This is a genomic window from Flavobacterium sp. NRK F10 (assembly GCF_024054235.1).
Lineage (GTDB): Bacteria > Bacteroidota > Bacteroidia > Flavobacteriales > Flavobacteriaceae > Flavobacterium > Flavobacterium sediminis.
Genome location: NZ_JAMXLC010000001.1, coordinates 1,050,698 through 1,074,042, shown reverse-complemented (window position 1 = coordinate 1,074,042; position 23,345 = coordinate 1,050,698). Strand labels below are relative to the sequence as shown.

Below are 23,345 nucleotides of genomic sequence, written 5' to 3'. Positions count from 1 at the left end.
GCCCCGAATATAATACGGGGCTCTTTTTTTATTCCTTTAAAAGTAATTTTTCCAGACGCTCTAAACGACTTTCTAATTCTTCATTCTTCTTACGCTCTTTATCTAATTCTTTTTTCAGTGTTTGTATTTCCGCTTGTTGTTCTTGCGTCGCTTTTACTAACGGAACTACAAATTCTGCATATCGCAGACTGTAGTGGCCGTTTTCATTCTGAGGTTTGTCAATACCACTGAAATTATAACCCACAGCATTAGCTGATGCTTCAACATCTTGCGCTAAAAAACCGGAAAAACGAACGTTTTCATTTTTGTTTAGATCATTATCCAAATCGTTATTTCCTAAAAATTGCTGTAATCGGGTAAGATCCAGATTATAAGTAACAGGCTTTAATCGTAAAATAAAGTCTAAACCGATCACATCTTCTTGCACGTTTTTCTTAAAACGCTTGTCCGAAAGATTAGACCAGTTCACAAAACCTCCGATACTGGTTACATAATAATTTCCTAAGCGAATCTGATTATTTCCGTTAATAACGGTATTGTATCCGATAGCAGTAGAATTACTGTAATTACCATTGTAAAAAGCACGGTAACCGATGGCGGTATTGTTATTCCCGTTAACGTTACTGCTTAATGCTAATGCTCCGGAAGCCGTATTGTAATTGCCGTTTTGGTTGGCTCTTAAGGAACCTTTTCCTAAAGCTAAGTTGAAACTACCGTTAATATTGTAGTAAAGGGATTCTGTTCCTAAGGCGGTATTTTCATTTCCGTTGGAATTATTCTCAAGACTTCCTACTCCTACTGAAGTATTAGAATTTCCTCCGGAATTAACTAATAAACTATTTTCACCGATAGCCGTATTCTTAATTCCGCTGATATTACTTTGTAGTGAATAAGTCCCGATAGCAGTGTTCTGACTTCCTGTTGTATTGTTTTCTAAAGTATTGGATCCAAAAGCAATGTTTTCACTACCAGTAGTGTTCTTGTTTAAAGCATTAAAACCGATGGCATTATTTTTAATTCCTGAAGCATTGCTTTCTAAAGAATTACTTCCTAAAGCAATATTTTGAGTTCCTATAGTGTTTTTATTTAAGGCATTAAAACCGATCGCAATATTTTCATCTCCGGAAGTATTGGTGTACAACGTGTTTTCACCTATAGCAATGTTTTTGTTTCCGGTAGTGTTGGAGTACATAGCATTTACACCGATAGCAGTGTTACTGTTTCCGGTTGAGTTAGAACGCAAAGCTCCCAATCCGAAAGCATTGTTGTTCTCTCCGGTTTGGTTAGCGTTTAATGCGGCACTTCCTATAGCCGTATTGTATTTTCCGGTGGTATTGCTCAGCATAGTATAAGAGCCTACGGCGGTATTGTTCCTGCCGCTACTATTATTGAACATACTATAGACTCCTATGGAAGTGTTTTCATTTCCGGAAGTATTGTTTCGCAAAGAATTGACACCAACACTTGTGTTGTTAATACCGATAGTATTTTCGGTTAATGAATAAGTACCGATAGCTGTATTGTTATTTCCGGAAGTGTTTTTAACCATACTGTTACTGCCTACAGCGGTATTGTAGTAGCCTGAATTGTTCAGGTGTAAAGCATTATAACCTTCGGCTGTATTTTCATAACCGGAATTGTTTGCATTTAAAGTCCCGTCTCCTATAGCTGTATTGTAACTCCCGGATGAATTAGAACTCAGGGAATTGCTTCCGAATCCGGTGTTGTGCGTGCCGGAGGAGTTAGTTTTGAGGGAGTTATAACCATAAGAGGTATTCTCGATACCTATTAATCCTGATTCAGTGTTGTTTCTTCTGATCAGAAAATCGTTATCGTCTGTAGTTCCTATGAAATTAGTATTACTGTCTATATTACTATTCCCGGTTGTGAACCAAACGTTTTTAGAAGAGGCTAATGCGATCCATTGATGCGTCGGATGATCCCAATAATACAATCCGGGTTGGTATGTACCGTTGATGGTCGTTAAAAATACCAACATTCCGTTTTGGTCAGTCGTAGGATTGACACTAGGGAAAGCAGCAACTCTTGGGATAAGAATTCCGTCTTGGTTGTTTGGAGTAGCAGCGTTGGACGCTTTGATATCTAATACTGCTTTAGGGTTGGTCGTATTGACGCCTACTTGACCGAATATCAGTTTAGGGAATATAAAGGCTAAAGATAAAAATACAAAGAGTAGTTTTTCTTTCATTATGGTTGGTAGTTGGATTAAAGGCGCAAAGGTATAAAAAAAATCAGCCTATAGGCTGATTTTTAATATTTTGAAAAAAAACTAAATTTTAAAAGCATCTTTGATTTTTTCAACATGATCTAATTTTTCCCAAGTGAACAGTTCAACCTCCGTTGTTACTGTTTCGCCGTTTGGAGAAATAAACGTTTTGGTTATTACCTCAGGAGTTCTTCCCATATGACCGTAAGCAGCAGTTTCACTATAAATAGGATTGCGAAGTTTTAACCTTTGTTCAATAAAATAAGGGCGCATGTCAAAGATTTCACTTACTTTTTTAGCAATCTCACCATCGGTTAAATTGACTTTGGCTGTGCCATATGTGTTGACATAAATATTAGTTGGTTGAGCTACACCGATGGCATAGGAAACCTGAACCAGAATTTCATCAGCAACTCCTGCAGCAACTAAATTTTTAGCGATATGACGGGTAGCATAAGCCGCTGAACGGTCTACTTTACTTGGGTCTTTACCAGAGAAAGCACCACCACCATGTGCGCCTTTTCCTCCATAAGTGTCCACAATAATTTTTCTTCCAGTTAATCCGGTATCACCATGAGGGCCGCCAATTACAAATTTTCCGGTTGGATTGATATGGTATTTGATGTTATCATTGAATAAATGAGCATATTGCTCATTTTTAGCAATAACTCTTGGAATCAAGATATTAATAATATCTTTTTTAATTTTAGCCAACATCGTTGGTTCGTCAGCAAATTCATCATGTTGTGTAGAAACAACAATAGCATCAATACGAACAGGTTTGTTGTCGTCAGAATATTCTAAAGTAACCTGAGCTTTGGCGTCAGGTCTTAAATAAGTGATTTCGGTATTTTCTCTTCTTAAAGCAGCTAATTCCTGTAAAAGGTGGTGCGATAATTTTAAAGCAAGAGGCATGAATTCTTCTGTTTCATTGGTCGCATAACCAAACATCATTCCTTGGTCTCCTGCACCTTGATCTTCTTTGCTAGCTCTGTCCACCCCTTGATTAATGTCCTGAGATTGTTCGTGAATAGCAGAAAGCACACCACAAGAGTTAGCTTCAAACATATATTCGCTTTTGGTGTATCCGATTCTTTTGATGACATCCCTGGCAATTTGCTGAACATCTAAATAGGTTTTCGATTTTACTTCACCGGCTAAAATAACTTGCCCGGTAGTAACTAATGTCTCACAAGCTACTTTAGAATCAGGGTCAAATGCTAAAAAGTTATCGATTAATGCATCTGAAATTTGATCCGCAATTTTATCCGGATGTCCTTCACTAACCGATTCTGACGTAAATAAATAAGCCATAATAATTTTATTTTTAAAGATGAGTGAGGAAAATTTGTTGCAGGGAAAAGCTAAAAGAAGTAAAACACTGCTTTAGCATTTTTTTATGAGGTTGCAATCAGTTCAAATTTTTCCTCGAATTCGGCTGCAAAGTTATGAAATGGAAATGAAATCCAAATAGTTTTTTGAAAAAAATTATGATTTATGTTCGTCATAGGGGCTTTAAAGAGGAATACAATTTAGATTCATTTTCTAAAAGTTGTTTCAATAACTTTTAAAAATTCTATTAATTGCGTAAGCTATGGTTTAATTGTGAAAATTTTGTTATAAGTTTTGGGTTTTAAAGGATTAAAACTAACTTTACGGTATAAAATTCAAAGAAAATGAGATTTACGTGTTGTAGCGTGTGTACTTGCATGGGGAGATTATCCGCAGAGGAACGCTATTACATATAGTTAATCAAAGAACTATACTATTAAAAGCCTCTGTGTAATACACAGAGGCTTTTTTGTTTTTAACATTTATTACAGAGAAATATGGAAAACAGATTAAAACAGTTATTCGAGTTTAAGCAAAGCCAGCAACATTATTTATTTGATAAATACAGAGCCGAGATTTGGAGTGAAGAGCTTTTCAAATGGCTATTTCTTGGAGGAGAAGAAAGTTGTCGTTTTGATCTATTTGAAGAAAAAGAAGCTGAGTTGAAAAATGAACTAACTGTTTTTTTGAAACAATTACTGGTTGAAAAGACTTCGGATATTGTAGATTCTTTTTTTAACGAATTGTGCTCAATTCATAAAATACTTCTTTCCGATTTAGATGCAGTGATGAAGTTTGATCCGGCAGCTAAATCCCATAGTGAAGTATTGATGTCGTATCCTGGCTTTTTTACAATTGTGATTTACAGGATTGCACATTACTTCTGGAATCAAAAGATCCCTGTTTTTCCAAGAGTTCTTTCCGAATATGCACACTCTAAAACAGGAATAGATATACACCCGGCAGCACAGATCGGAGAACGCTTCTTTATAGATCACGGAACTGGTGTAGTGATCGGTGAAACTGCCGAAATAGGGAATGACGTAAAAATTTATCAAGGTGTAACATTAGGGGCATTAAGCGTAAGTAAAGATAAAGCCGAACAAAAAAGGCATCCTACCATAGAAGACGGTGTGATTATTTATGCGAATGCAACCATTCTGGGAGGTAAAACTATTGTTGGCAGAGGTTCGGTAATCGGAGGGAATGTTTGGTTGACAGAAAGTGTACCATCACAAACTTTGGTATTTCATAAAAGCGAAGTAATCGTGAAAGATAAAATTGATGTAAGTAAAATAATAGACTTTAGTATATAAATATTGTAAAACTATAAAAACCAATAAATATGAAAGCAAATAACATTTTAGAGACCATCGGGAATACTCCGGTGGTGAAAATTAATAAATTATTTGGTGCAGCTAAAAATGTATTCATCAAGTTAGAGCGAACTAATCCGGGAAATAGTATTAAAGATAGGATTGCGTTAGCCATGATTGAAGATGCAGAAAAAAAAGGTATTTTAAAACCGGGGAGTGTTATTGTTGAACCGACTTCAGGAAATACAGGAATCGGTTTGGCTTTAGTTGCTGCAGTTAAAGGCTATAAAGTAATTTTGGTAATGCCGGAATCAATGAGCGTTGAACGTAGAAAATTAATGGAGATCTATGGTGCTGAATTTGATTTAACACCTCGTGAAAAAGGAATGAAAGGGGCTATTGAACGCGCAGCAGAATTAGTTGAGGAGATTCCGAATGCTTGGTCGCCGTCACAGTTTAGTAACCCTGCCAATGTAGAAGTGCATCAAAAAACGACTGCTCAGGAAATTTTAGCCGATTTTCCGGAGGGGATTGATTATTTGATTACCGGTGTAGGAACCGGAGGGCACATTACCGGAGTGGCTTCTGTTTTGAAAGAAAAATTTCCGAACCTGAAGGTGATCGCTGTTGAGCCCGAAGCTTCACCGGTTTTAAGTGGAGGAGAGCCGGGACCTCACCCATTACAGGGAATCGGAGCCGGATTTATTCCTGAAGTGTACCGAACAGATTTAATTGATGAAATAATTACCGTAGGTAAAGACGAAGCATTTGATTTTGTAAAAAACATAGCTAAAGAAGAAGGCATTTTAGTTGGAATCTCTACCGGAGCATCTTTAGCTGCAGTGTCTAAAAAGATAAAACAGCTTCCGGATGATGCAGTTGTGTTGACCTTTAACTATGATACAGGAGAGCGTTATCTTTCAGTTGAAGGTTTGTTTTAAAGGGAAGTTCTCTTTTAATAGAATAATAATTTATTTAAACTAAGTTTTTATGGTTTAAAAAACTAGTTTTATGTTTAAAATAAGTAAAATTTAGAAAAATTAACTACATAATTTGTATTTGTAGAAAATAGTTCTAAATTTGCTTCGTCAAAATGAATAAACCAATGAGAGTAACTATGTGCAATATGTGTATGATGATGTGGGATAACCCGCAGAGGAACACTATGGCATAAAGTAACTATTTTTCTTAAACTATAAACCATATTAAACCTCTGCAAAAGCAGAGGTTTTTTTATAACTAAAACTCATAAAAAATGAAAATGTATTTACCGAGACGATGTTGTCGAATGTGTTGCTTAGGCTAAACGTTAGAACTTAAAAAATTAATAACACATTCATAAAAAATAAAAATTATGAGCACACAAAAATTTGCAACAAACGCCCTTCACGCAGGATATGACGTGAAACAAAATAGAGGAACAAGAGCTATTCCGATTTACCAAACAACATCATACGTTTTTAACGATGCCGATCATGCGGCTAATTTATTCGGTTTAGCAGAACCCGGTTATATTTATACAAGATTGAACAATCCTACAAATGATGTTTTAGAACAACGTTTAGCAGCATTAGAAGGCGGAATTGGAGCTGTAGTAACCGCATCGGGAGCAGCAGCCATTTCAACAACTTTGCTAACTTTACTAAAAGCGGGTGATCATATTGTGGCTTCCAATAGTTTATACGGCGGAACCTATAATTTACTGAATGTTACCTTGCCAAGATTAGGAATTACAACCACTTTTGTAGATCCTTCAGATGCCAAAAACTTTATCGATGCAGCGCAAGAAAATACCAGAGCTTTTTTTGCTGAAACGCTAGGAAATCCAAAATTAGATATACTCGATTTAGAAGCTATTGCTAACGAAGCGAAAGCCTTTAAAGTTCCATTTATCGTAGATAATACCGTACCTTCTCCTTATCTGTTAAATCCGATTCAGTTTGGAGCCGATATTGTGATTCATTCGTTAACCAAATATATTGGCGGCAATGGAACTTCATTAGGTGGTGTAATCATCGATGCCGGAAATTTTGACTGGAGTAGTGGAAAATTTCCTGAATTTACAGAACCATCACCGGGTTACCACGGATTAAAATATTATGAAGCATTAGGAGCAGCTTCGTTTATTGCAAAAGCGAGAATTGAAGGATTACGTGATTTAGGTGCTGCTTTGAGTCCGTTTAATGCGTTCCAAATTTTACAAAGCTTAGAAACTTTGGAAATCCGAATCAAAAAGCATAGCGAAAATGCCTTGGCTTTAGCCCAATGGTTGCAAGAACAAGATGAAGTAGCTTGGGTAAACTATCCAGGGCTAAAAACTTCGGAATATTACACATTGGCTCAAAAGTATTTGCCAAAAGGACAAAGCGGGATTGTGACGTTCGGTTTAAAAGGTGGATACGATGCTGCTAAACAGCTAGTGAATGAAACTGAATTATTCTCATTATTGGCGAATATCGGGGATACGAAATCATTAATTATTCATCCGGCAAGTACAACGCACCAACAACTAACAGAAGAACAACAAAAAACCACTGGCGTGACTCAAGATTTAATTCGTTTGTCAGTAGGTTTGGAAGATATAGAAGATTTGAAATCCGATTTACAAGCGGTTTTTGAAAAGCTTGCCGTGAATACAACAATTTAGTGTTTTAGTTTGTTTTTGACTGTCGGGATTTAGTTTCGGCAGTCATTTTTTTAAAGAATTATTAAGGTGATACAGAAATTAGTTTTTCATCAGTTTACACTCCAAAATCAAAAAGTTCAAGACAAAATAATTTTGTCCTACCAATTATTTGGCCAAAAATTAGGAAAAGCACCGGTCGTTTTGGTCAATCATGCGTTAACCGGAAATTCTCAGGTTATAGGCGAAAGCGGCTGGTGGAATAGCCTTATTGGCGAAGGCAAAACTATCGATACCGATCAGTATACGATTTTAGCGTTCAATGTGCCGGGAAATACCTATCAGGATCAAGAGAACAGCATTGAGAATTATAAAGATTTTACTGTAGCTGATATCGCTGCTGCTTTTTGGAAAGGAGTTGAAAGCTTACAAATTGAAAAATTATATGCTGCCATAGGAGGAAGTTTAGGCGGAGCAATTGCTTGGCAAATGGCAATTCAAGAGCCTGAAAAAATTTCGCATTTGATTCCGGTGGCAACCGATTGGAAATCGACAGATTGGTTAATGGCGAATGTTTTGGTTCAAGATTCGATTTTGAATAATTCTAAAAATCCAATTGCCGATGCGCGAATGCATGCCATGTTGTTGTACCGAACGCCACAATCACTTCAGTTTAAATTCAACAGAGAAAAACAACCTGATTCCGATTTGTTTCAAATTGAAAGTTGGTTGTTACATCACGGCGATAAACTGCAAAAACGTTTTCAATTATCGGCTTATAAATTGATGAATCACTTGTTGCGAACTATTGATATTACAAATGGCAACGGAAATTTCGAAAAAACCGTTGAAAAAGTAACGTCAGAAATTCACATTGTAGCGGTCGATACCGATTATTTTTTCACAGCTGATGAGAACCTAAAAACTTATGAAAACCTAAAAAAACTAAGAAAAAAAGTAAACTGGCATCAAATTGAATCCATTCACGGACACGACGCCTTTTTAATCGAATTTGAACAACTCAACACTATTTTAAAAGACATATTTAACAAATGAAAATATTAAAATTCGGAGGAAAGTCTTTAGCAAACGGACAAGGAATTCAAAATGTACTCCAAATTATAGCTAAAAAACAAACGAATAATGAAGAAGTAACCGTTGTAGTTTCGGCTCGCGGGAATGCAACGGACGAATTGTTATTGTTGTTGGAAAAAGCGCATGGCAATGTTCCATATAGTGACGATTTGGAACTTTTTAAAGAATACCAAAGTTATAATGCGTCAACTTTAAATTTAGAAAAAGAATTTTCGTTGATCGAAAAAATCCTGGAAGGCGTTAATCTTTTAGGCGATTATAGTGAAAAAGTGAAAGATCAATTGGTGGCTTTAGGCGAAGTTATTTCAGCTAAATATTTGACCAATTTATTAAATGAAAACGGAATAAAAGCCAATTTTGTCGATGCCCGAAATGTATTGGTAACCGATGCTAATTTTGGAAATGCGCAACCTATTGAAGCGGTTTCTAAGAAAAAAGTCCAACAGTATTTCAAAGAAAATCAAGGTGTTGTTAACGTGGTAACCGGATTCATCGCGGCAACAGCTTCAGGCGAAACCACAACTTTAGGTAGAAACGGAAGTAATTATACCGCGGCTTTATTAGCTAATTTTTTAGAAGCTAAAGAATTGCAAAATTATACACACGTAGACGGAATTTTTACTGCCAATCCGGATTGGGTTGCTGATGCTAAAAAAATCGATCACCTAACGTTTAATGAAGCGAATGAATTGGCCAATTTCGGAGCCAATATTCTGCATGCTAAAACCATTTTGCCTTTAGTAGAAAAAGATATTCCGTTACGTATCGTCAATACGTTTAATGATGACAACGAAGGAACTTTAATTAGTGCAGCCTTGACTTTAGAAGGAATTAAATCGCTTTCGGTATTGCCAGATGTTTCTTTAATCAATTTTGAAGGTCGAGGTTTGTTAGGAAAAACCGGAGTTGATGCCCGAATTTTCAAAGTAATGGCCGATAATGATATCAGCGTGAGTATTATTTCGCAAGGTTCTTCAGAACGCGGAATAGGAATTGTCGTTGCGGCAAGCAATGCTACCAAAGCGGTTATTGGTTTGGAAAAAGAGTTTGAAAATGATTTTTATACCAAAGACGTAAACCGAATTTCAATTGTAGATAATGTTTCGGTTATTTCTATCATTGGGCAAGATTTGAGTACGTTTCACAAATCGTATACAGCGTTGATTAACAATAATATCGTTCCAATTTTATTCAACAATACAATTACCGGAAAAAATGTGAGTTTAGTCATCAAACGCGATGAGGTTAAAAAAGCGCTAAACGTAATTCACGGACAAATTTTCGGAGTGGCCAAAAAAATAAATATCGCGGTTTTCGGTCACGGAACTGTTGGCGGAACATTGCTAGATCAAATTTTGCAATCAGCCGATACGATTGAAGAGAAAAAAGGAATTAAGCTGAATGTTTTCGCAATTGCCAACTCTAAAAAAGTGTTGTTAACTAAAAAAGGAGCGACTAAAAATTGGAGAGAAAAAGTAAACGAAAAGGGTGTTTCTTATGCCATTTCGGATGTTATTGAATATGCAAAAGACCATCATTTGGAAAATTTAATCGCGATTGATAATACGGCAAACGGAACTTTCGTAGAAAACTACATTCCGTTAGTCGAAAATGGTTTCGATTTAATTTCGTCCAATAAAATTGCCAATACCATTAGTTACGAATTCTATCAAAATTTGAGAACGGTTTTGGCTAAAAACCAAAAAGAATATTTGTATGAAACCAATGTTGGTGCCGGATTACCATTAATTGATACCATAAAATTATTGCATCTTTCGGGTGAAAATATCACTAAAATTAGAGGTGTTTTTTCAGGAACTTTAAGCTATTTATTCAATCATTTCTCAGCAGAAGATCGTAACTTTTCAGAAGTATTGCAAGAAGCGATTGATAAAGGTTTTACCGAACCTGATCCGCGTGAAGATTTATGCGGAAATGACGTAGGTCGAAAATTATTGATTTTAGCACGCGAACTGGAATTACAAAATGAGTTCGACGAAATCAAAATTCAAAATTTAATTCCGGAATTTTTACGTGAAGGTTCAGCTCAAGACTTTTTACAACGTTTAAACGAACTGAATCCGGTGTACCAAGAAGTAAAAGAACAACAAGAATCGAATCATGTCTTGCGTTACATCGGTGAATTATCGGGCGATTTACAACAAGAAAAAGGAAATTTAGAAGTGAAATTAGTTTCCGTTCCGGTAAGTTCAGCTTTAGGTTCACTTAAAGGTTCCGATTCTATTTTCGAAATTTATACTGAATCTTACGGAGAGCAACCTATCGTCATTCAAGGAGCCGGAGCCGGAGCTTCGGTAACAGCAAGAGGCGTTTTCGGTGATATTTTAAGACTTTCCGAAAAAAAATAAAACAAATGAACACACAAAACAAACTAGGATTAGAAACACAAATTATTCGCACGCAGGTAGAACGAACAGAATTTCAAGAGCATTCCGTTCCGTTGTACTTAACGTCAAGTTTTATATTTGAAGACGCAGAAGACATGCGCGCTTCATTTGCTGAAGAGAAGGAACGAAATTTATACAGCCGATTTTCAAATCCAAATACTTCTGAATTTGTAGAGAAAATTTGTATTATGGAAGGTGCAGAAGATGGTTTTGCTTTTGCAACCGGAATGGCAGCCGTTTATGGAACGTTGGCTACTTTGTTGAATGCGGGCGATCATATAGTTTCTGTGGGAAGTGTATTTGGTTCAACACACACGTTGTTTACCAAATATTTTCCAAAATGGAATATTCAAACCACGTATTTTGATGTAAATCATGCGGAAGAAGTAACGTCTAAAATTCAAGAAAATACTAAAATTCTTTATGTAGAATCGCCAACTAATCCGGCGGTGGATATTTTGGATTTAGAATATTTAGGCAAAATTGCTAAAAAACACAACTTGATTTTTGTGGTGGACAATTGTTTTGCAACGCCTTATTTACAAAATCCAATACAATTTGGTGCAGATATTGTTATTCATTCGGCTACCAAATTAATCGACGGTCAAGGTCGTGTTTTAGGAGGAATTGCTGTTGGTAGAGCCGATTTGATCAGAGAAATTTATCTGTTTTCAAGAAATACCGGTCCGGCTTTGTCGCCATTTAACGCTTGGGTTTTGTCAAAAAGTTTAGAAACATTACCACTTCGTGTAACCAAACAATCGGAAAATGCGTTAGAAGTTGCACAATTTTTAGAAAAACATCCGAATGTAAAATCGGTAAAATATCCGTTTTTGCCATCGCATCCGCAATATGAGGTTGCTAAAAAGCAAATGAAATTGGGCGGAACTATTGTCGCAATCGAAATTGAAGGTGGAGTAGAAGCCGGAAGAAGATTTTTAGACAGTATCAAATTATGTTCTTTGTCAGCCAATTTGGGAGACACCCGAACAATTGTGACGCATCCAGCTTCAACAACGCATAGCAAACTATCTGTAGAAGAGCGTTTAGCAGTTAGTATTACTGACGGTTTAGTCCGAATTTCCGTTGGATTAGAGACAGTTAGTGATGTAATTGCTGATTTGGATCAGGCTTTAAATCAGGTTTAGGCTATTTTTATTGTAAAAAAGTTTAATTTTTTGAATTAAAACAGAAATATATTCTAAGAAAATGAGTTTGTATTTGTTTTTTTAGAATATGTTTCGAAAATAAAATAATAGTATTACTTTTGCATTGTTCATAAAAATAGTGTTTTTGTTATCACGAAAGCGGGAGGGAATAGACCCAACGAACGCTTAGCAACCCTACTCTTGTAGAAGGTGCTACATTCTATTCTGATGCAAATCGGAAACAGATAACGTTTAGTTTTTTCCTAACTACTGATAACAAACACCAAAAAGAAATAAGAATAAAGTTATCAGGTTATGCCAACCATACAAGACGAATTACAAAAAAGAATTTTAGTGCTAGACGGCGCCATGGGAACCATGTTGCAGCGCTTTAAATTTGAAGAAGAAGATTTTAGAGGCGAACGCTTTAAAGATTTTCCATACCCTTTAAAAGGAAATAACGATTTACTTTCTATAACACAACCAGAAGCTGTAAAATCAGTGCATCGTGCGTATTTTGAAGCGGGTGCTGATATTGTGGAAACCAATACCTTTTCGGGGACAACCATTGGTATGGCTGATTATCACATGGAAGATTTAGTTTACGAACTTAATTTTCAATCGGCTAAAATTGCTCGTGAAGTTGCCGATGAGTTTACAGATAAGCCAAGATTTGTCGCAGGGTCTATTGGTCCTACAAACCGTACGGCTTCGATGTCGCCCGATGTTAATGATCCGGGATTTCGTGCAGTTACTTTTGACGATTTAAAGATTGCTTATCGACAACAAGTTGAAGCGTTGTTAGACGGTGGTGCCGATTTACTTTTGGTGGAAACTATTTTTGATACGTTGAATGCCAAAGCGGCGTTGTTCGCTATTGAAGAAGTAAAAGAAGAACGAAAAATTGATGTCCCTGTTATGGTTTCGGGAACAATTACAGATGCTTCCGGACGAACACTTTCCGGGCAAACAGTAGAAGCATTCTTGATTTCTATTCAACATATCCCTTTGTTAAGTGTTGGCTTCAATTGTGCTTTAGGAGCCGATCAGTTGAAACCGTATTTAAAAAGATTAGGTCAAAATACCAGTCTTAATATTTCGGCACATCCTAATGCAGGTTTACCGAATGCCTTTGGACAATATGACCAAACACCGGAAGAAATGCAGCAATTGATTCGCGATTATTTACAAGAAAATTTAGTAAATATCGTTGGCGGATGCTGCGGAACGACACCCGAGCACATTAAATTGATTGCTGAGGTGGCAAAAGAATTTAAACCAAGAACTACTCAAGTTGAAGCATAATGGCAGAGTCAGACTGTACAAAATATTTAAAACTTTCAGGATTAGAACCGCTAATTGTTACTTCGGAATCTAATTTTATTAATGTTGGGGAACGAACAAACGTTACGGGTTCACGAAAATTTCTTCGATTAATTAAAGAAGAAAAATACGATGAAGCATTGGATATTGCCAGAGCTCAAGTAGAAGGTGGTGCCCAAATCATCGATATCAATATGGATGAAGGAATGTTAGATGGCGTTTACGCTATGACAAAATTCCTGAATTTAATTGCTGCCGAACCCGATATTGCTCGTGTTCCGGTGATGATTGATAGTTCGAAATGGGAAATCATCGAAGCTGGTTTAAAAGTAGTTCAAGGTAAAGGTGTTGTAAATTCAATTTCCTTAAAAGAAGGAGAAGAAAAATTTATTCATCATGCCAAATTAATTCATCGTTATGGTGCGGCTGTAATTGTTATGGCTTTTGACGAAGTAGGTCAAGCCGATACTTATGAAAGACGAATTGAAATTTGTAAACGCTCTTATGATATCTTGGTACAAAAAGTAGGTTTTCCTGCCGAAGATATCATTTTTGATCCCAATATTTTTCCGGTAGCAACCGGAATGGAAGAACATCGTAAAAATGCAATTGATTTTTTCAAAGCAACAAAATGGATTCGTGAAAACTTGCCATGTGCTCATGTTTCGGGCGGTGTAAGTAACGTTTCGTTTTCTTTTCGTGGAAACGATAAAGTTCGCGAAGCCATGCATTCGGTATTTCTATTTCACGCCATTCAACATGGAATGACTATGGGAATCGTAAATCCGGAAATGTTGGAAATCTACGATGAAATTGACAAAGAACTTCTGGAATATGTTGAAGATGTATTGTTGGACAGAAAAGACGATGCAACCGAACGTTTATTGGAGTATGCCGAAAAAATTAAAGGCGATACCAAAGTTTCAGAAAAGGCAATTCAAGGCTCGAGCGAAGCGAACAGGCGTCAGCAATGGAGAAGCGGTACGATTCAGGAACGATTGACGCATTCGTTAGTAAAAGGTGTTGACGAATTCATTGAGCAAGATGTAGAAGAAGCTCGACTTTCGGTTACCAAGCCTATTGAAGTTATCGAAAATCACTTAATGAACGGAATGAATGTAGTGGGTGATTTGTTTGGTTCCGGAAAAATGTTTTTGCCTCAGGTAGTAAAATCGGCTCGAGTGATGAAAAAAGCAGTGGCCTATTTGCTGCCTTATATAAGCCCCCCAACCCCCGAAGGGGGAGTTTCAAATGATAAGGAAAAACAATCATGGGAAACTGCAAACCCTGCTTTATACGAAGTTTTGAAAGAAAAAGCCAAAGAAATGCGGAATAAGCCGACAGAAGCGGAGAAAATGTTATGGAATGTTTTATCGAATAAAGGATTGGATGGCTTTAAATTTAGGAGACAGCATATAATCGGAGAATACATTGTTGATTTTGTATGTTTAGAAAAGCGATTGGTTATAGAAGTAGATGGTTTGGTTCATACTACAGTAGAACAGAAAGAGCACGATCAATTAAGAACGGAATGGCTTGAATCCAAAAGTTTTAAAGTGATAAGATTTACCAATAGACAAGTGTTAAATGATTTGTTTAATACTATTGAATTTATTCGTAAAGAAATAACCGCAAACAGTGTAGCTTCCCCTTCGGGGACGGGAGGGGCTGGTCGTATTTTGATGGCAACTGTAAAAGGCGATGTTCACGATATCGGTAAAAATATTGTTTCGGTAGTTTTGGCGTGTAATAATTTCGAAATTATCGATTTGGGAGTTATGGTTCCGCCCGAAAAAATTATTGAAACAGCAATTAAAGAAAAAGTGGACATCATCGGGTTAAGCGGATTAATTACGCCTTCGTTAGACGAAATGGTGTATTTAGCCAAAGAATTGGATAAACTAAATATCAATATTCCAATGATGATTGGTGGCGCAACGACTTCCCGAGCGCATACAGCTGTAAAAATTGCACCTGAATATAAAGATACGGTGGTTCACGTAAACGATGCATCGCGAGCGGTAACTGTAGCTTCTAATTTGTTGCAAACCGAAACCAAAGGAAATTACGCCAAAAACATTCGTGAAGAATACGATAAGTTGAGAGAAGGTTATTTGAATCGTGGTCGCGAGAAAAATTACTTGTCCATTGAAGAAGCGCGTAAAAATAAATTCAAGGTGGATTGGGAAACGTACCAACCGGTAAAACCAAATAAGATTGGAACACAAACGTTAGAAGTTGCTCTTTCAGAATTGGTTGATTTTATCGATTGGACACCATTTTTTCAATCTTGGGAATTGTACGGAAAATATCCGGCAATTTTAACAGACGAAGTTGTTGGCGAACAAGCCACTTCTTTATTTGCCGATGCTCAAAAAATGTTACAGCAAATTGTTGACGAAAAATGGTTTGTTGCCAAAGCGGTTTTCGGAATTTTTCCAGCCAATACAGTGAATGACGATGATATAGAAGTTCTGACTTTAGATTTGTCACTTCCAGCGGAGTCGAGAAGCGAGAAATTTTTAACGCTTCGTCAACAATCACAAAAAACGGTTGGTGCGCCCAATATTGCTCTTTCCGATTTTATTGCACCAAAAGAAAGTGGAAAACAAGATTACATTGGAACCTTTTGTGTAACTACAGGTTTTGGTGTAGACGAAAAAGCAGCCGAGTTCGAAAAGAATTTAGACGATTACAATTCTATTTTAGTTAAAGCTCTTGCTGATCGTTTGGCGGAAGCTTTCGCTGAATATTTGCATTTAAAAGTTCGAAAAGAATTTTGGGGTTATGCTCAAGAAGAAAATTTCAGTAATAACGAATTAATTAAAGAAAGTTATGTTGGAATTCGTCCGGCTCCCGGTTATCCGGCTTGTCCTGATCATTTGGAAAAACCAACGATTTGGAAACTGTTAGATGTTGAAAATCAAATAGGAGTTACACTAACCGAAAGCATGGCGATGTGGCCGGCAGCTTCAGTTTCGGGCTATTATTTTGCCAATCCGGAAAGTAAATATTTTGGTTTAGGAAAAATTAAAAAGGACCAAGTGGAAGATTACGCCAAAAGAAGAAATATTACCATTGAAGAAGCTCAAAAATGGTTAGCACCAAATATAAGTGATAACTAAAAAATAATTAAAAACTGATTACCCACTTCAGTCACCCCTCTTTGGGAGGGAACGGGGGAAGCTCATGAAAGTAACTGAACATATAAAAAACGCAAACGGAAAGACGTTGTTCTCTTTCGAAATTTTACCGCCTTTAAAAGGGCAAAATATCCAGTCGATATTTGACGGTATCGATCCGTTAATGGAGTTCAATCCTCCTTTTATTGATGTTACCTATCATCGGGAGGAATATGAATATAAAGAACTTCCGAATGGATTGTTGCAGAAAAAAATTGTAAAAAAGCGACCGGGAACCGTTGGCATTTGTGCTGCTATCCAGAATAAGTATCAGGTAGATGCTATTCCGCATATTTTATGCGGTGGATTTACTAAAGAAGATACTGAAAACTTCCTGATCGATTTAGATTTCTTAGGAATTGACAATGTAGTGGCACTTCGCGGAGATGCTGTAAAAAGCGAGATCTATTTTAAGCCTGAAAAAGAAGGACATCGGTATGCTTCTGAACTAGTGGAACAAATAGCTAACTTAAATAAGTCAGTTTATTTAGATGAAGATCTGAAGAATACCACTGCAACTGATTTTTGTATAGGTGTTGCCGGTTATCCGGAAAAACATATGGAAGCACCAAGTATGGATAGTGATATTCATTTCCTGAAACAAAAGATCAAAAACGGAGCTGATTATATCATTACCCAAATGTTTTTTGACAACCAGAAGTTTTTTGACTTTGCAAGTAAATGCAGAGCCGAAGGCATAACAGTACCTATTATTCCGGGATTAAAGCCTATTGCTACCAAAAAGCAATTGAACCTTATTCCGCATCGTTTTAAGGTGGATCTGCCCGATTGTTTGATTATGGAAGTAGTAAAGGCTAAAGATGATGAGGGCGTAAAACAAATAGGAATAGAGTGGTGTATTGAACAAAGCAAACAATTGATTGCAGCAGGAACACCGGTTTTACATTATTATTCTATGGGGAAAGCCGAAAATATTAAAAGAATAGCTTCAGCAGTCTTCTAAAATTTACTGTTTTTTTATTGAAGTTAGATAATTTTTTTCGTACCTTTAAAGGGATAATTCTAAATGATCCTACCTATGAAAAAGATTATCTTACTTCTATTCGTTGTATTTTCTTTACAATTTAGTTTTGCAAATCTTAATGATGCAGTTTTAAAACAAGCAAGAGATTATTACAAAAACGGAAATTACGAAAAAGCTTTAGAATTGTATAAAAGCTATAGTAAAGACGCTGATTTCTCAGATAAAAAAGATATTTATCTGGAAATGGCTAATTGTTATTATAAATTAGACGATACAAAAAAAGCAATAAAATGCCTGAAAACTGCTATTGCTAAATATGGATTAACAGAAGATGTATTTATTTACAGTGATCTTATTGATCCGGAATTTTCTAAATACGCTTTAGCTAAGGTATACGATGATTTAGATAAGTTGCAGCAAGAGTATATTGCAGCAAATAACTAAATCAATGTTGTTTTTTAGGTTGAAGAGGCATCCGGAATTTAATTTATTTTTTTCCGGATGTTTTTTCTCTGAAAATTTGTTCCAGATTTTTATTCTTAAGAGACAATTGTAAGATCTTAAAACCGTTTTGCTGAGCAAAATCAAATACGTTACCACGCATATCGCTGGTCGCTTCAAAAGTTAACTCCCAAACAGTATCCGATAAAGGTTTTTTGCGGATTAAAAAATCAAAAACCAATTGTTCAGCAGAAATAGCCAGATCAAACTCTACTTCTATAACTTGTTGCTGTGTTTGTTCTTTTACTAAAGAATTCAAGGTTTTGTCTTCAACTAAATTTCCTTTATTGATGATAATGATACGGTCGCAAATAGCTTCAACCTCTTGCATGATGTGTGTAGAAAGAAAAACCGTTTTATCTTTTCCGATGTTTTTAATCAATTCGCGAATCTCAACTAATTGATTCGGATCCAAACCTGTAGTAGGTTCGTCTAAAATCAAAACTTCCGGATCGTGTAATAAAGCACAGGCTAAACCTACACGCTGGCGATATCCTTTGGAAAGTTGGCCAATTTTTTTATGACTTTCAGGAGTTAGTCCGGTTAAGGCAATTACCTCGTCAATTCGTGATTTGTTTACCTTGTAAACGTCAGCATTAAAAGCCAAATATTCCCTGATATATAAATCCAGATACAACGGATTGTGTTCCGGTAAATAACCTACTGATTTCTGAACATCTTTAGCCTGAGTAATCACGTCAAAGCCATTTACTTCGGCTTTACCGCTATCTGCCGTTAAATAAGTAGTTAAAATTTTCATCAAAGTTGATTTTCCGGCTCCATTCGGTCCTAAAAAACCAACGATCTCTCCTTTTTTGACTGAAAAACTTATTGCATCAAGGGCTTTTTGTTCACCATAAGTTTTAGAAATATTCTCAACTACTATTGACATACGTGATCTTTCTTGTTTTAAACTGTAAAGATATTTAAAATTTTGTCGTAAAGATAAACAAAAACCCAAACCGGAACGAATCACATTATACAATGAATTTGTATTGAACAAAATTTAAAACTAAAACGATTTCGTAAAAAAATATTAAAAAATGTTTGGTGTTTAACAATTTTCATTAAATTAGCTGCATCAAACAAGACAAAATGTTGAATAATTTCTTTACATATTTTAACAGCTTTTATTATTTCTTTTTCTGGAGAGAAAAGGGATTGTTGTTATGTTATGTAAAAAAATGAACAGGTTAGTAAAAACATAAAAAAATATACAACAATCCCGGAGAGTTTCTTCGGGATTTTTTTTGATATATGGAAAACAAGATAGCAATACAGGGAATCAAAGGTTCTTTTCATCATCAGGTGGTTTTGGAATATTACAAGCAGGATTTGGCTATTGATGAATGTTTATCTTTTGAGGATTTAGTTGGGAGTTTGCTGAAAGAGAAAAGTACGCAGGCAGTTATGGCTATTGAAAATTCAATTGCCGGGTCGATCATTCCTAATTATGCTTTAATTGATAAGTATGATCTTCAGGTTATAGGCGAATATCATATTCCTATTCAGCAGAACCTGCTGGCTTTGTACGGGCAAGATTTAGAAGATATAAGAGAGGTGCATTCACACCCAATGGCGCTATTACAGTGTATGGATTTTTTACAGAAATATCCGCATATTAAATTAGTAGAAGATAAAGATACAGCCGAAACGGCACAAAGGATATCTAATCAAAAAATAACCGGAATTGCTGCGATAGGAAGTGAAGTGGCTGCTGAAATGTATCAGTTGGAAATACTGGCGCCTTCAATTCAAACGATAAAAAATAATATGACGCGTTTTGTGATCCTGTCTAAACAGAAAGTAGAAATTCCGCAAGCTGATATTAGTAAAGCATCTTTGAAATTTGAACTGGATCATAAAAGAGGAAGTCTGGCTGCCATATTGAACGTAATGAGTGATTGCAAGCTGAATTTAACAAAAATACAGTCAATGCCTATTATTGAGACACCTTTTAAGTATTCTTTTTTTGTGGATGTGACTTTTGAAGTATATAAAGACTATGAAAAGGCCAAATCAATTATTAAGATCATGGCTGAAAAATTTAAAATTTTAGGAGAATATAAAAATAACCCGATATGATAACTACAGCAAATAGATTGCAAACGGTACAGGAATACTACTTTTCCCGTAAGCTAAAAGAGGTCGCTCAGATGCTACAGGAAGGTAAACCTGTTATCAATTTAGGAATCGGGAGTCCGGATCTGGCTCCTGATGCATCTATCGTAGATGCAATAGTAGAGAGTATGACACATGAAAAGGCGCATCAGTATCAGAGTTATCAAGGCTTGCCGGAATTACGTCAGGGAATGAAAGCTTTTTATCAGAAATGGTATGAAGTAGCATTAGATCCGTCAACGGAGATTCTGCCGTTAATGGGCTCAAAAGAAGGGATTATGCATATTTCTATGGCTTTTTTAAATCCGGGAGATGAGGTTCTAGTACCTAATCCGGGATATCCGACCTATGCTTCGGTAACGCATTTAGTGGAAGCAAAATCTGTTTTTTACGATTTGTTACCAGAGAATAATTGGGAACCTGATTTTGAACGTTTAGAAAGATCAGATCTTTCAAAAGTAAAATTGATGTGGATTGGTTATCCGCACATGCCAACGGGTGCTAAAGGTAGTAAAGCACTTTTTGAGAAATTGGTCGCTTTTGCCCGAAAGCATCATATTATTTTGGTGAACGACAACCCTTATAGTTTTGTGTTAAACGACAGCCCGCAATCAATTTTAAGTGTTCCGGGAGCCAAAGAAGTGGCATTAGAATTAAATTCGTTGAGTAAAACCTTTAATATGGCCGGTTGGCGAATAGGAATGGTTTGTGGTAATGCAAAATTTATTGAAGCCATTCTGAAAGTAAAAAGCAATATGGATAGCGGAATGTTTTATGGGATTCAAAAAGGAGCCGTTGTCGCATTGGCATTGCCGGATAAATGGTTCATACAATTGAATAAGATTTATGAGAACCGGCGAAAATTAGTTTTCAAACTGGCAGATAAATTAGGATGTACCTATGATAAAAAAGCTGTAGGAATGTTTGTTTGGGCAAAACTGCCGGAAGGGCAGGATTCTGAAGTTTTTATAGATAAGGTATTGCATGAGAAGAACATTTTTATTACTCCGGGAACAATATTCGGAAGCAATGGTTCGGGGTTCATTCGTTTTTCTTTGTGTTCTAATGAACAGCAACTTGAAGAAGCTATCGACAGAATAAAATTATCATTAGATCTTAAAATAGCATTATAGTAGATGAAAATATATGTTATAGGAATCGGGTTGATTGGAGGATCGTTAGCCAAAGATTTTAAAAAACAGTTGGATAATGTAACGGTTTTTGGTGTTGATTTGAATGAAGCTCATCTGAATACAGCTTTGGAATTAGGAGTTGTAGATCAAAAAGCAACACTAAAAGACGTGGTGCATGCTGATTGTGTGATTGTTTCGGTTCCGGTAGATGTAAGTGCTGTTATATTGGAACAAGTTTTGGACCTGGTTAAAGGAGATACCTTGGTTTTTGATGTAGGTTCTACTAAATATACTATTTGTGAAAAAGTCAAGAACCATCCTAACAGGCGTAACTTTTTAGCAGCACACCCTATTGCCGGAACAGAGTTCTCTGGACCAGAAGCAGCATTGGAAGGGTTGTTTGAAGGTAAAACCAATATTATTTGTGAAGTCGAAAAAACAGCATTTAAGTTGCAAGAACGAGCTTTGGACATGTTCAAGAAAATAGGGATGCGTATCCGATACATGGATCCGGTGGCACATGACAAGCACATCGCTTATGTTTCACATTTGTCGCATATCAGTTCCTTTATGTTAGGGAAAACGGTGATTGAAAAAGAACAGAATGAACGCGATATTTTTGATTTGGCAGGAAGTGGATTTGAAAGTACCGTTCGTTTAGCGAAAAGTTCGCCTGCCATGTGGACGCCTATTTTTAAACAAAATAAACAATTTGTTTTAGAATCCTTAAAAGAGTACATAGATAATTTAAGTAATTTCAAAGCTTTGTTAGAGGATGATTCTTTTGAGAAAGTTTATGACGAAATGCAAAATACCAATAGAATAAAAGAAATATTAAACGGAATAAGTATTAAAAAATAAGAGTTATGGAAAATAAAAAAGAAATGAGAACCTGGTTAGACGAATTCAAATTAGATCATCCGTTAGTGATCGCCGGACCATGTAGTGCTGAAACAGAAGATCAGGTGTTAAAAATTGCACATGAATTGAAAGACTCAGATGTTTCAGTTTTCAGAGCCGGAATATGGAAACCGAGAACGCGTCCGGGTGGATTTGAAGGTGTTGGGGCTATCGGATTAAAGTGGTTGCAAAAAGCAAAAGCAGAAACCGGACTTTTAATGGCGACTGAAGTAGCAACGGCAGCTCACGTTCAGTTAGCACTGGAGCATGATATTGATGTGTTGTGGATTGGTGCTCGTACAACGGTAAACCCATTTGCCGTTCAGGAAGTTGCAGATGCTTTGCGCGGAACCGATAAAATTGTATTGGTAAAGAATCCGGTAAATCCTGATTTAGCCTTATGGATTGGTGGATTAGAACGTTTGTATAATGCTGATATTAAAAAGTTGGGTGTAATTCACCGTGGTTTTTCAACATACGAAAAAACAAAATACCGCAACAATCCGGAATGGCAGATTGCCATTGAATTGCAAAATCGTTTTCCTGATTTGCCGTTAATCTGTGATCCTTCACATATTACAGGAAAAAGAGATATGATTCAGGATGTTTCACAACAAGCGTTAGATCTGAATTTCGACGGATTGATTATTGAAACACATATTGATCCCGATAACGCATGGAGTGATGCTGCTCAGCAAGTGACACCAACTGCTTTAAAACAAATTTTTAAAGATTTAAAAGTTCGTAAGGAAACCGACGAAGCAGACGATTACAATTCAAGATTAGCTAAATTAAGAGCCCAAATCGACGAGTATGACGAAAAAATATTAGAAATTTTGGGAGGGCGAATGAAAATTGCAGATCAGATCGGTGGACTGAAAAAGGAAAAGAATGTGGCTATTTTGCAAAATAAACGTTGGAATGAAGTTTTAGGGAAAATGATCTTAGATGGAGAAAATAAAGGTTTAAGCGAAGAATTCGTATTGCGAATATTTAAGGCAATTCATCAGGAAAGTATTAATCATCAAGAAAAAGTTTATAAAAAATAAAG

17 protein-coding genes and 1 riboswitch are annotated in these 23,345 nt (G+C 36.2%); of the genes, 14 read left to right on the top strand and 3 right to left on the bottom strand.

The features are described from left to right. Positions 1-28 precede the first annotated feature (28 nt). Both NHF50_RS04980 and metK read right to left on the bottom strand, forming a co-directional pair. Positions 29-2,209: a tail fiber domain-containing protein gene (locus NHF50_RS04980; protein WP_252775251.1), complete on the bottom strand. Its 2,181-nt coding sequence runs from the start codon at positions 2,207-2,209 to the stop codon at positions 29-31. 81 nt (positions 2,210-2,290) lie between these two features. Continuing rightward, a complete protein-coding gene (gene metK, locus NHF50_RS04975) occupies positions 2,291-3,541 on the bottom strand; it encodes a methionine adenosyltransferase (RefSeq protein WP_252775250.1) in 1,251 nt (416 codons plus the stop codon). A gap of 515 nt (positions 3,542-4,056) precedes the next feature. Between metK and epsC the strand changes: the two genes are divergently transcribed. The 10 genes from epsC (at position 4,057) to NHF50_RS04925 (ending at position 18,083) form a co-directional block, all read left to right on the top strand. Further along, positions 4,057-4,875: a serine O-acetyltransferase EpsC gene (gene epsC, locus NHF50_RS04970; RefSeq protein WP_109568620.1), complete on the top strand. Its 819-nt coding sequence runs from the start codon at positions 4,057-4,059 to the stop codon at positions 4,873-4,875. 29 nt (positions 4,876-4,904) lie between these two features. Further along, a complete protein-coding gene (gene cysK, locus NHF50_RS04965; protein WP_252775249.1) occupies positions 4,905-5,816 on the top strand; it encodes a cysteine synthase A in 912 nt (303 codons plus the stop codon). Positions 5,817-6,229: 413 nt separating this feature from the next. Beyond that, the gene (locus tag NHF50_RS04960; protein WP_252775248.1) at positions 6,230-7,522 is read left to right on the top strand and encodes an O-acetylhomoserine aminocarboxypropyltransferase/cysteine synthase family protein; all 1,293 of its coding nucleotides are present in this window, start codon (positions 6,230-6,232) and stop codon (positions 7,520-7,522) included. 66 nt (positions 7,523-7,588) lie between these two features. Beyond that, a complete protein-coding gene (locus tag NHF50_RS04955; RefSeq protein WP_252775247.1) occupies positions 7,589-8,554 on the top strand; it encodes an alpha/beta fold hydrolase in 966 nt (321 codons plus the stop codon). Beyond that, on the top strand, positions 8,551-10,962 hold the full coding sequence (gene thrA / locus NHF50_RS04950; protein ID WP_252775246.1) for a bifunctional aspartate kinase/homoserine dehydrogenase I: 2,412 nt from the start codon (positions 8,551-8,553) through the stop codon (positions 10,960-10,962). Before NHF50_RS04955 ends, thrA begins: the two co-directional genes overlap by 4 nt. Positions 10,963-10,967: 5 nt before the next feature. Next, entirely contained in the window at positions 10,968-12,149 is a 1,182-nt protein-coding gene (locus NHF50_RS04945; protein WP_252775245.1) for a PLP-dependent aspartate aminotransferase family protein, read from the top strand. A gap of 145 nt (positions 12,150-12,294) precedes the next feature. Further along, a riboswitch (SAM riboswitch) is annotated at positions 12,295-12,401 on the top strand. A 63-nt stretch (positions 12,402-12,464) separates the two neighbouring features. Further along, a complete protein-coding gene (locus NHF50_RS04940; protein WP_252775244.1) occupies positions 12,465-13,454 on the top strand; it encodes a homocysteine S-methyltransferase family protein in 990 nt (329 codons plus the stop codon). Then, the gene (locus tag NHF50_RS04935; protein WP_252775243.1) at positions 13,454-16,597 is read left to right on the top strand and encodes a vitamin B12 dependent-methionine synthase activation domain-containing protein; all 3,144 of its coding nucleotides are present in this window, start codon (positions 13,454-13,456) and stop codon (positions 16,595-16,597) included. Before NHF50_RS04940 ends, NHF50_RS04935 begins: the two co-directional genes overlap by 1 nt. Positions 16,598-16,661: 64 nt before the next feature. Then, positions 16,662-17,618 (top strand): methylenetetrahydrofolate reductase [NAD(P)H], encoded by a 957-nt coding sequence (metF, locus tag NHF50_RS04930; protein WP_252775242.1) that lies wholly within the window; start codon positions 16,662-16,664, stop codon positions 17,616-17,618. 75 nt (positions 17,619-17,693) lie between these two features. Next, on the top strand, positions 17,694-18,083 hold the full coding sequence (locus tag NHF50_RS04925) for a tol-pal system YbgF family protein (RefSeq protein ID WP_170108170.1): 390 nt from the start codon (positions 17,694-17,696) through the stop codon (positions 18,081-18,083). A gap of 43 nt (positions 18,084-18,126) precedes the next feature. On the opposite strand, the gene gldA is transcribed toward NHF50_RS04925, so the two are convergent. Further along, on the bottom strand, positions 18,127-19,032 hold the full coding sequence (gene gldA / locus NHF50_RS04920; protein WP_109570604.1) for a gliding motility-associated ABC transporter ATP-binding subunit GldA: 906 nt from the start codon (positions 19,030-19,032) through the stop codon (positions 18,127-18,129). Between the two features lie 365 nt (positions 19,033-19,397). Between gldA and NHF50_RS04915 the strand changes: the two genes are divergently transcribed. The 4 genes from NHF50_RS04915 to NHF50_RS04900 are packed head-to-tail and all read left to right on the top strand — an operon-like array spanning position 19,398 to position 23,343. Continuing rightward, on the top strand, positions 19,398-20,225 hold the full coding sequence (locus NHF50_RS04915; RefSeq protein WP_109568611.1) for a prephenate dehydratase: 828 nt from the start codon (positions 19,398-19,400) through the stop codon (positions 20,223-20,225). After that, on the top strand, positions 20,222-21,394 hold the full coding sequence (locus NHF50_RS04910; RefSeq protein ID WP_252775241.1) for a pyridoxal phosphate-dependent aminotransferase: 1,173 nt from the start codon (positions 20,222-20,224) through the stop codon (positions 21,392-21,394). The genes NHF50_RS04915 and NHF50_RS04910 overlap by 4 nt, the downstream gene beginning before the upstream one ends. Positions 21,395-21,397: 3 nt before the next feature. Beyond that, positions 21,398-22,255 (top strand): prephenate dehydrogenase, encoded by an 858-nt coding sequence (locus NHF50_RS04905; RefSeq protein WP_252775240.1) that lies wholly within the window; start codon positions 21,398-21,400, stop codon positions 22,253-22,255. Between the two features lie 5 nt (positions 22,256-22,260). Continuing rightward, entirely contained in the window at positions 22,261-23,343 is a 1,083-nt protein-coding gene (locus NHF50_RS04900; RefSeq protein ID WP_109568608.1) for a bifunctional 3-deoxy-7-phosphoheptulonate synthase/chorismate mutase type II, read from the top strand. Positions 23,344-23,345 lie beyond the last annotated feature (2 nt).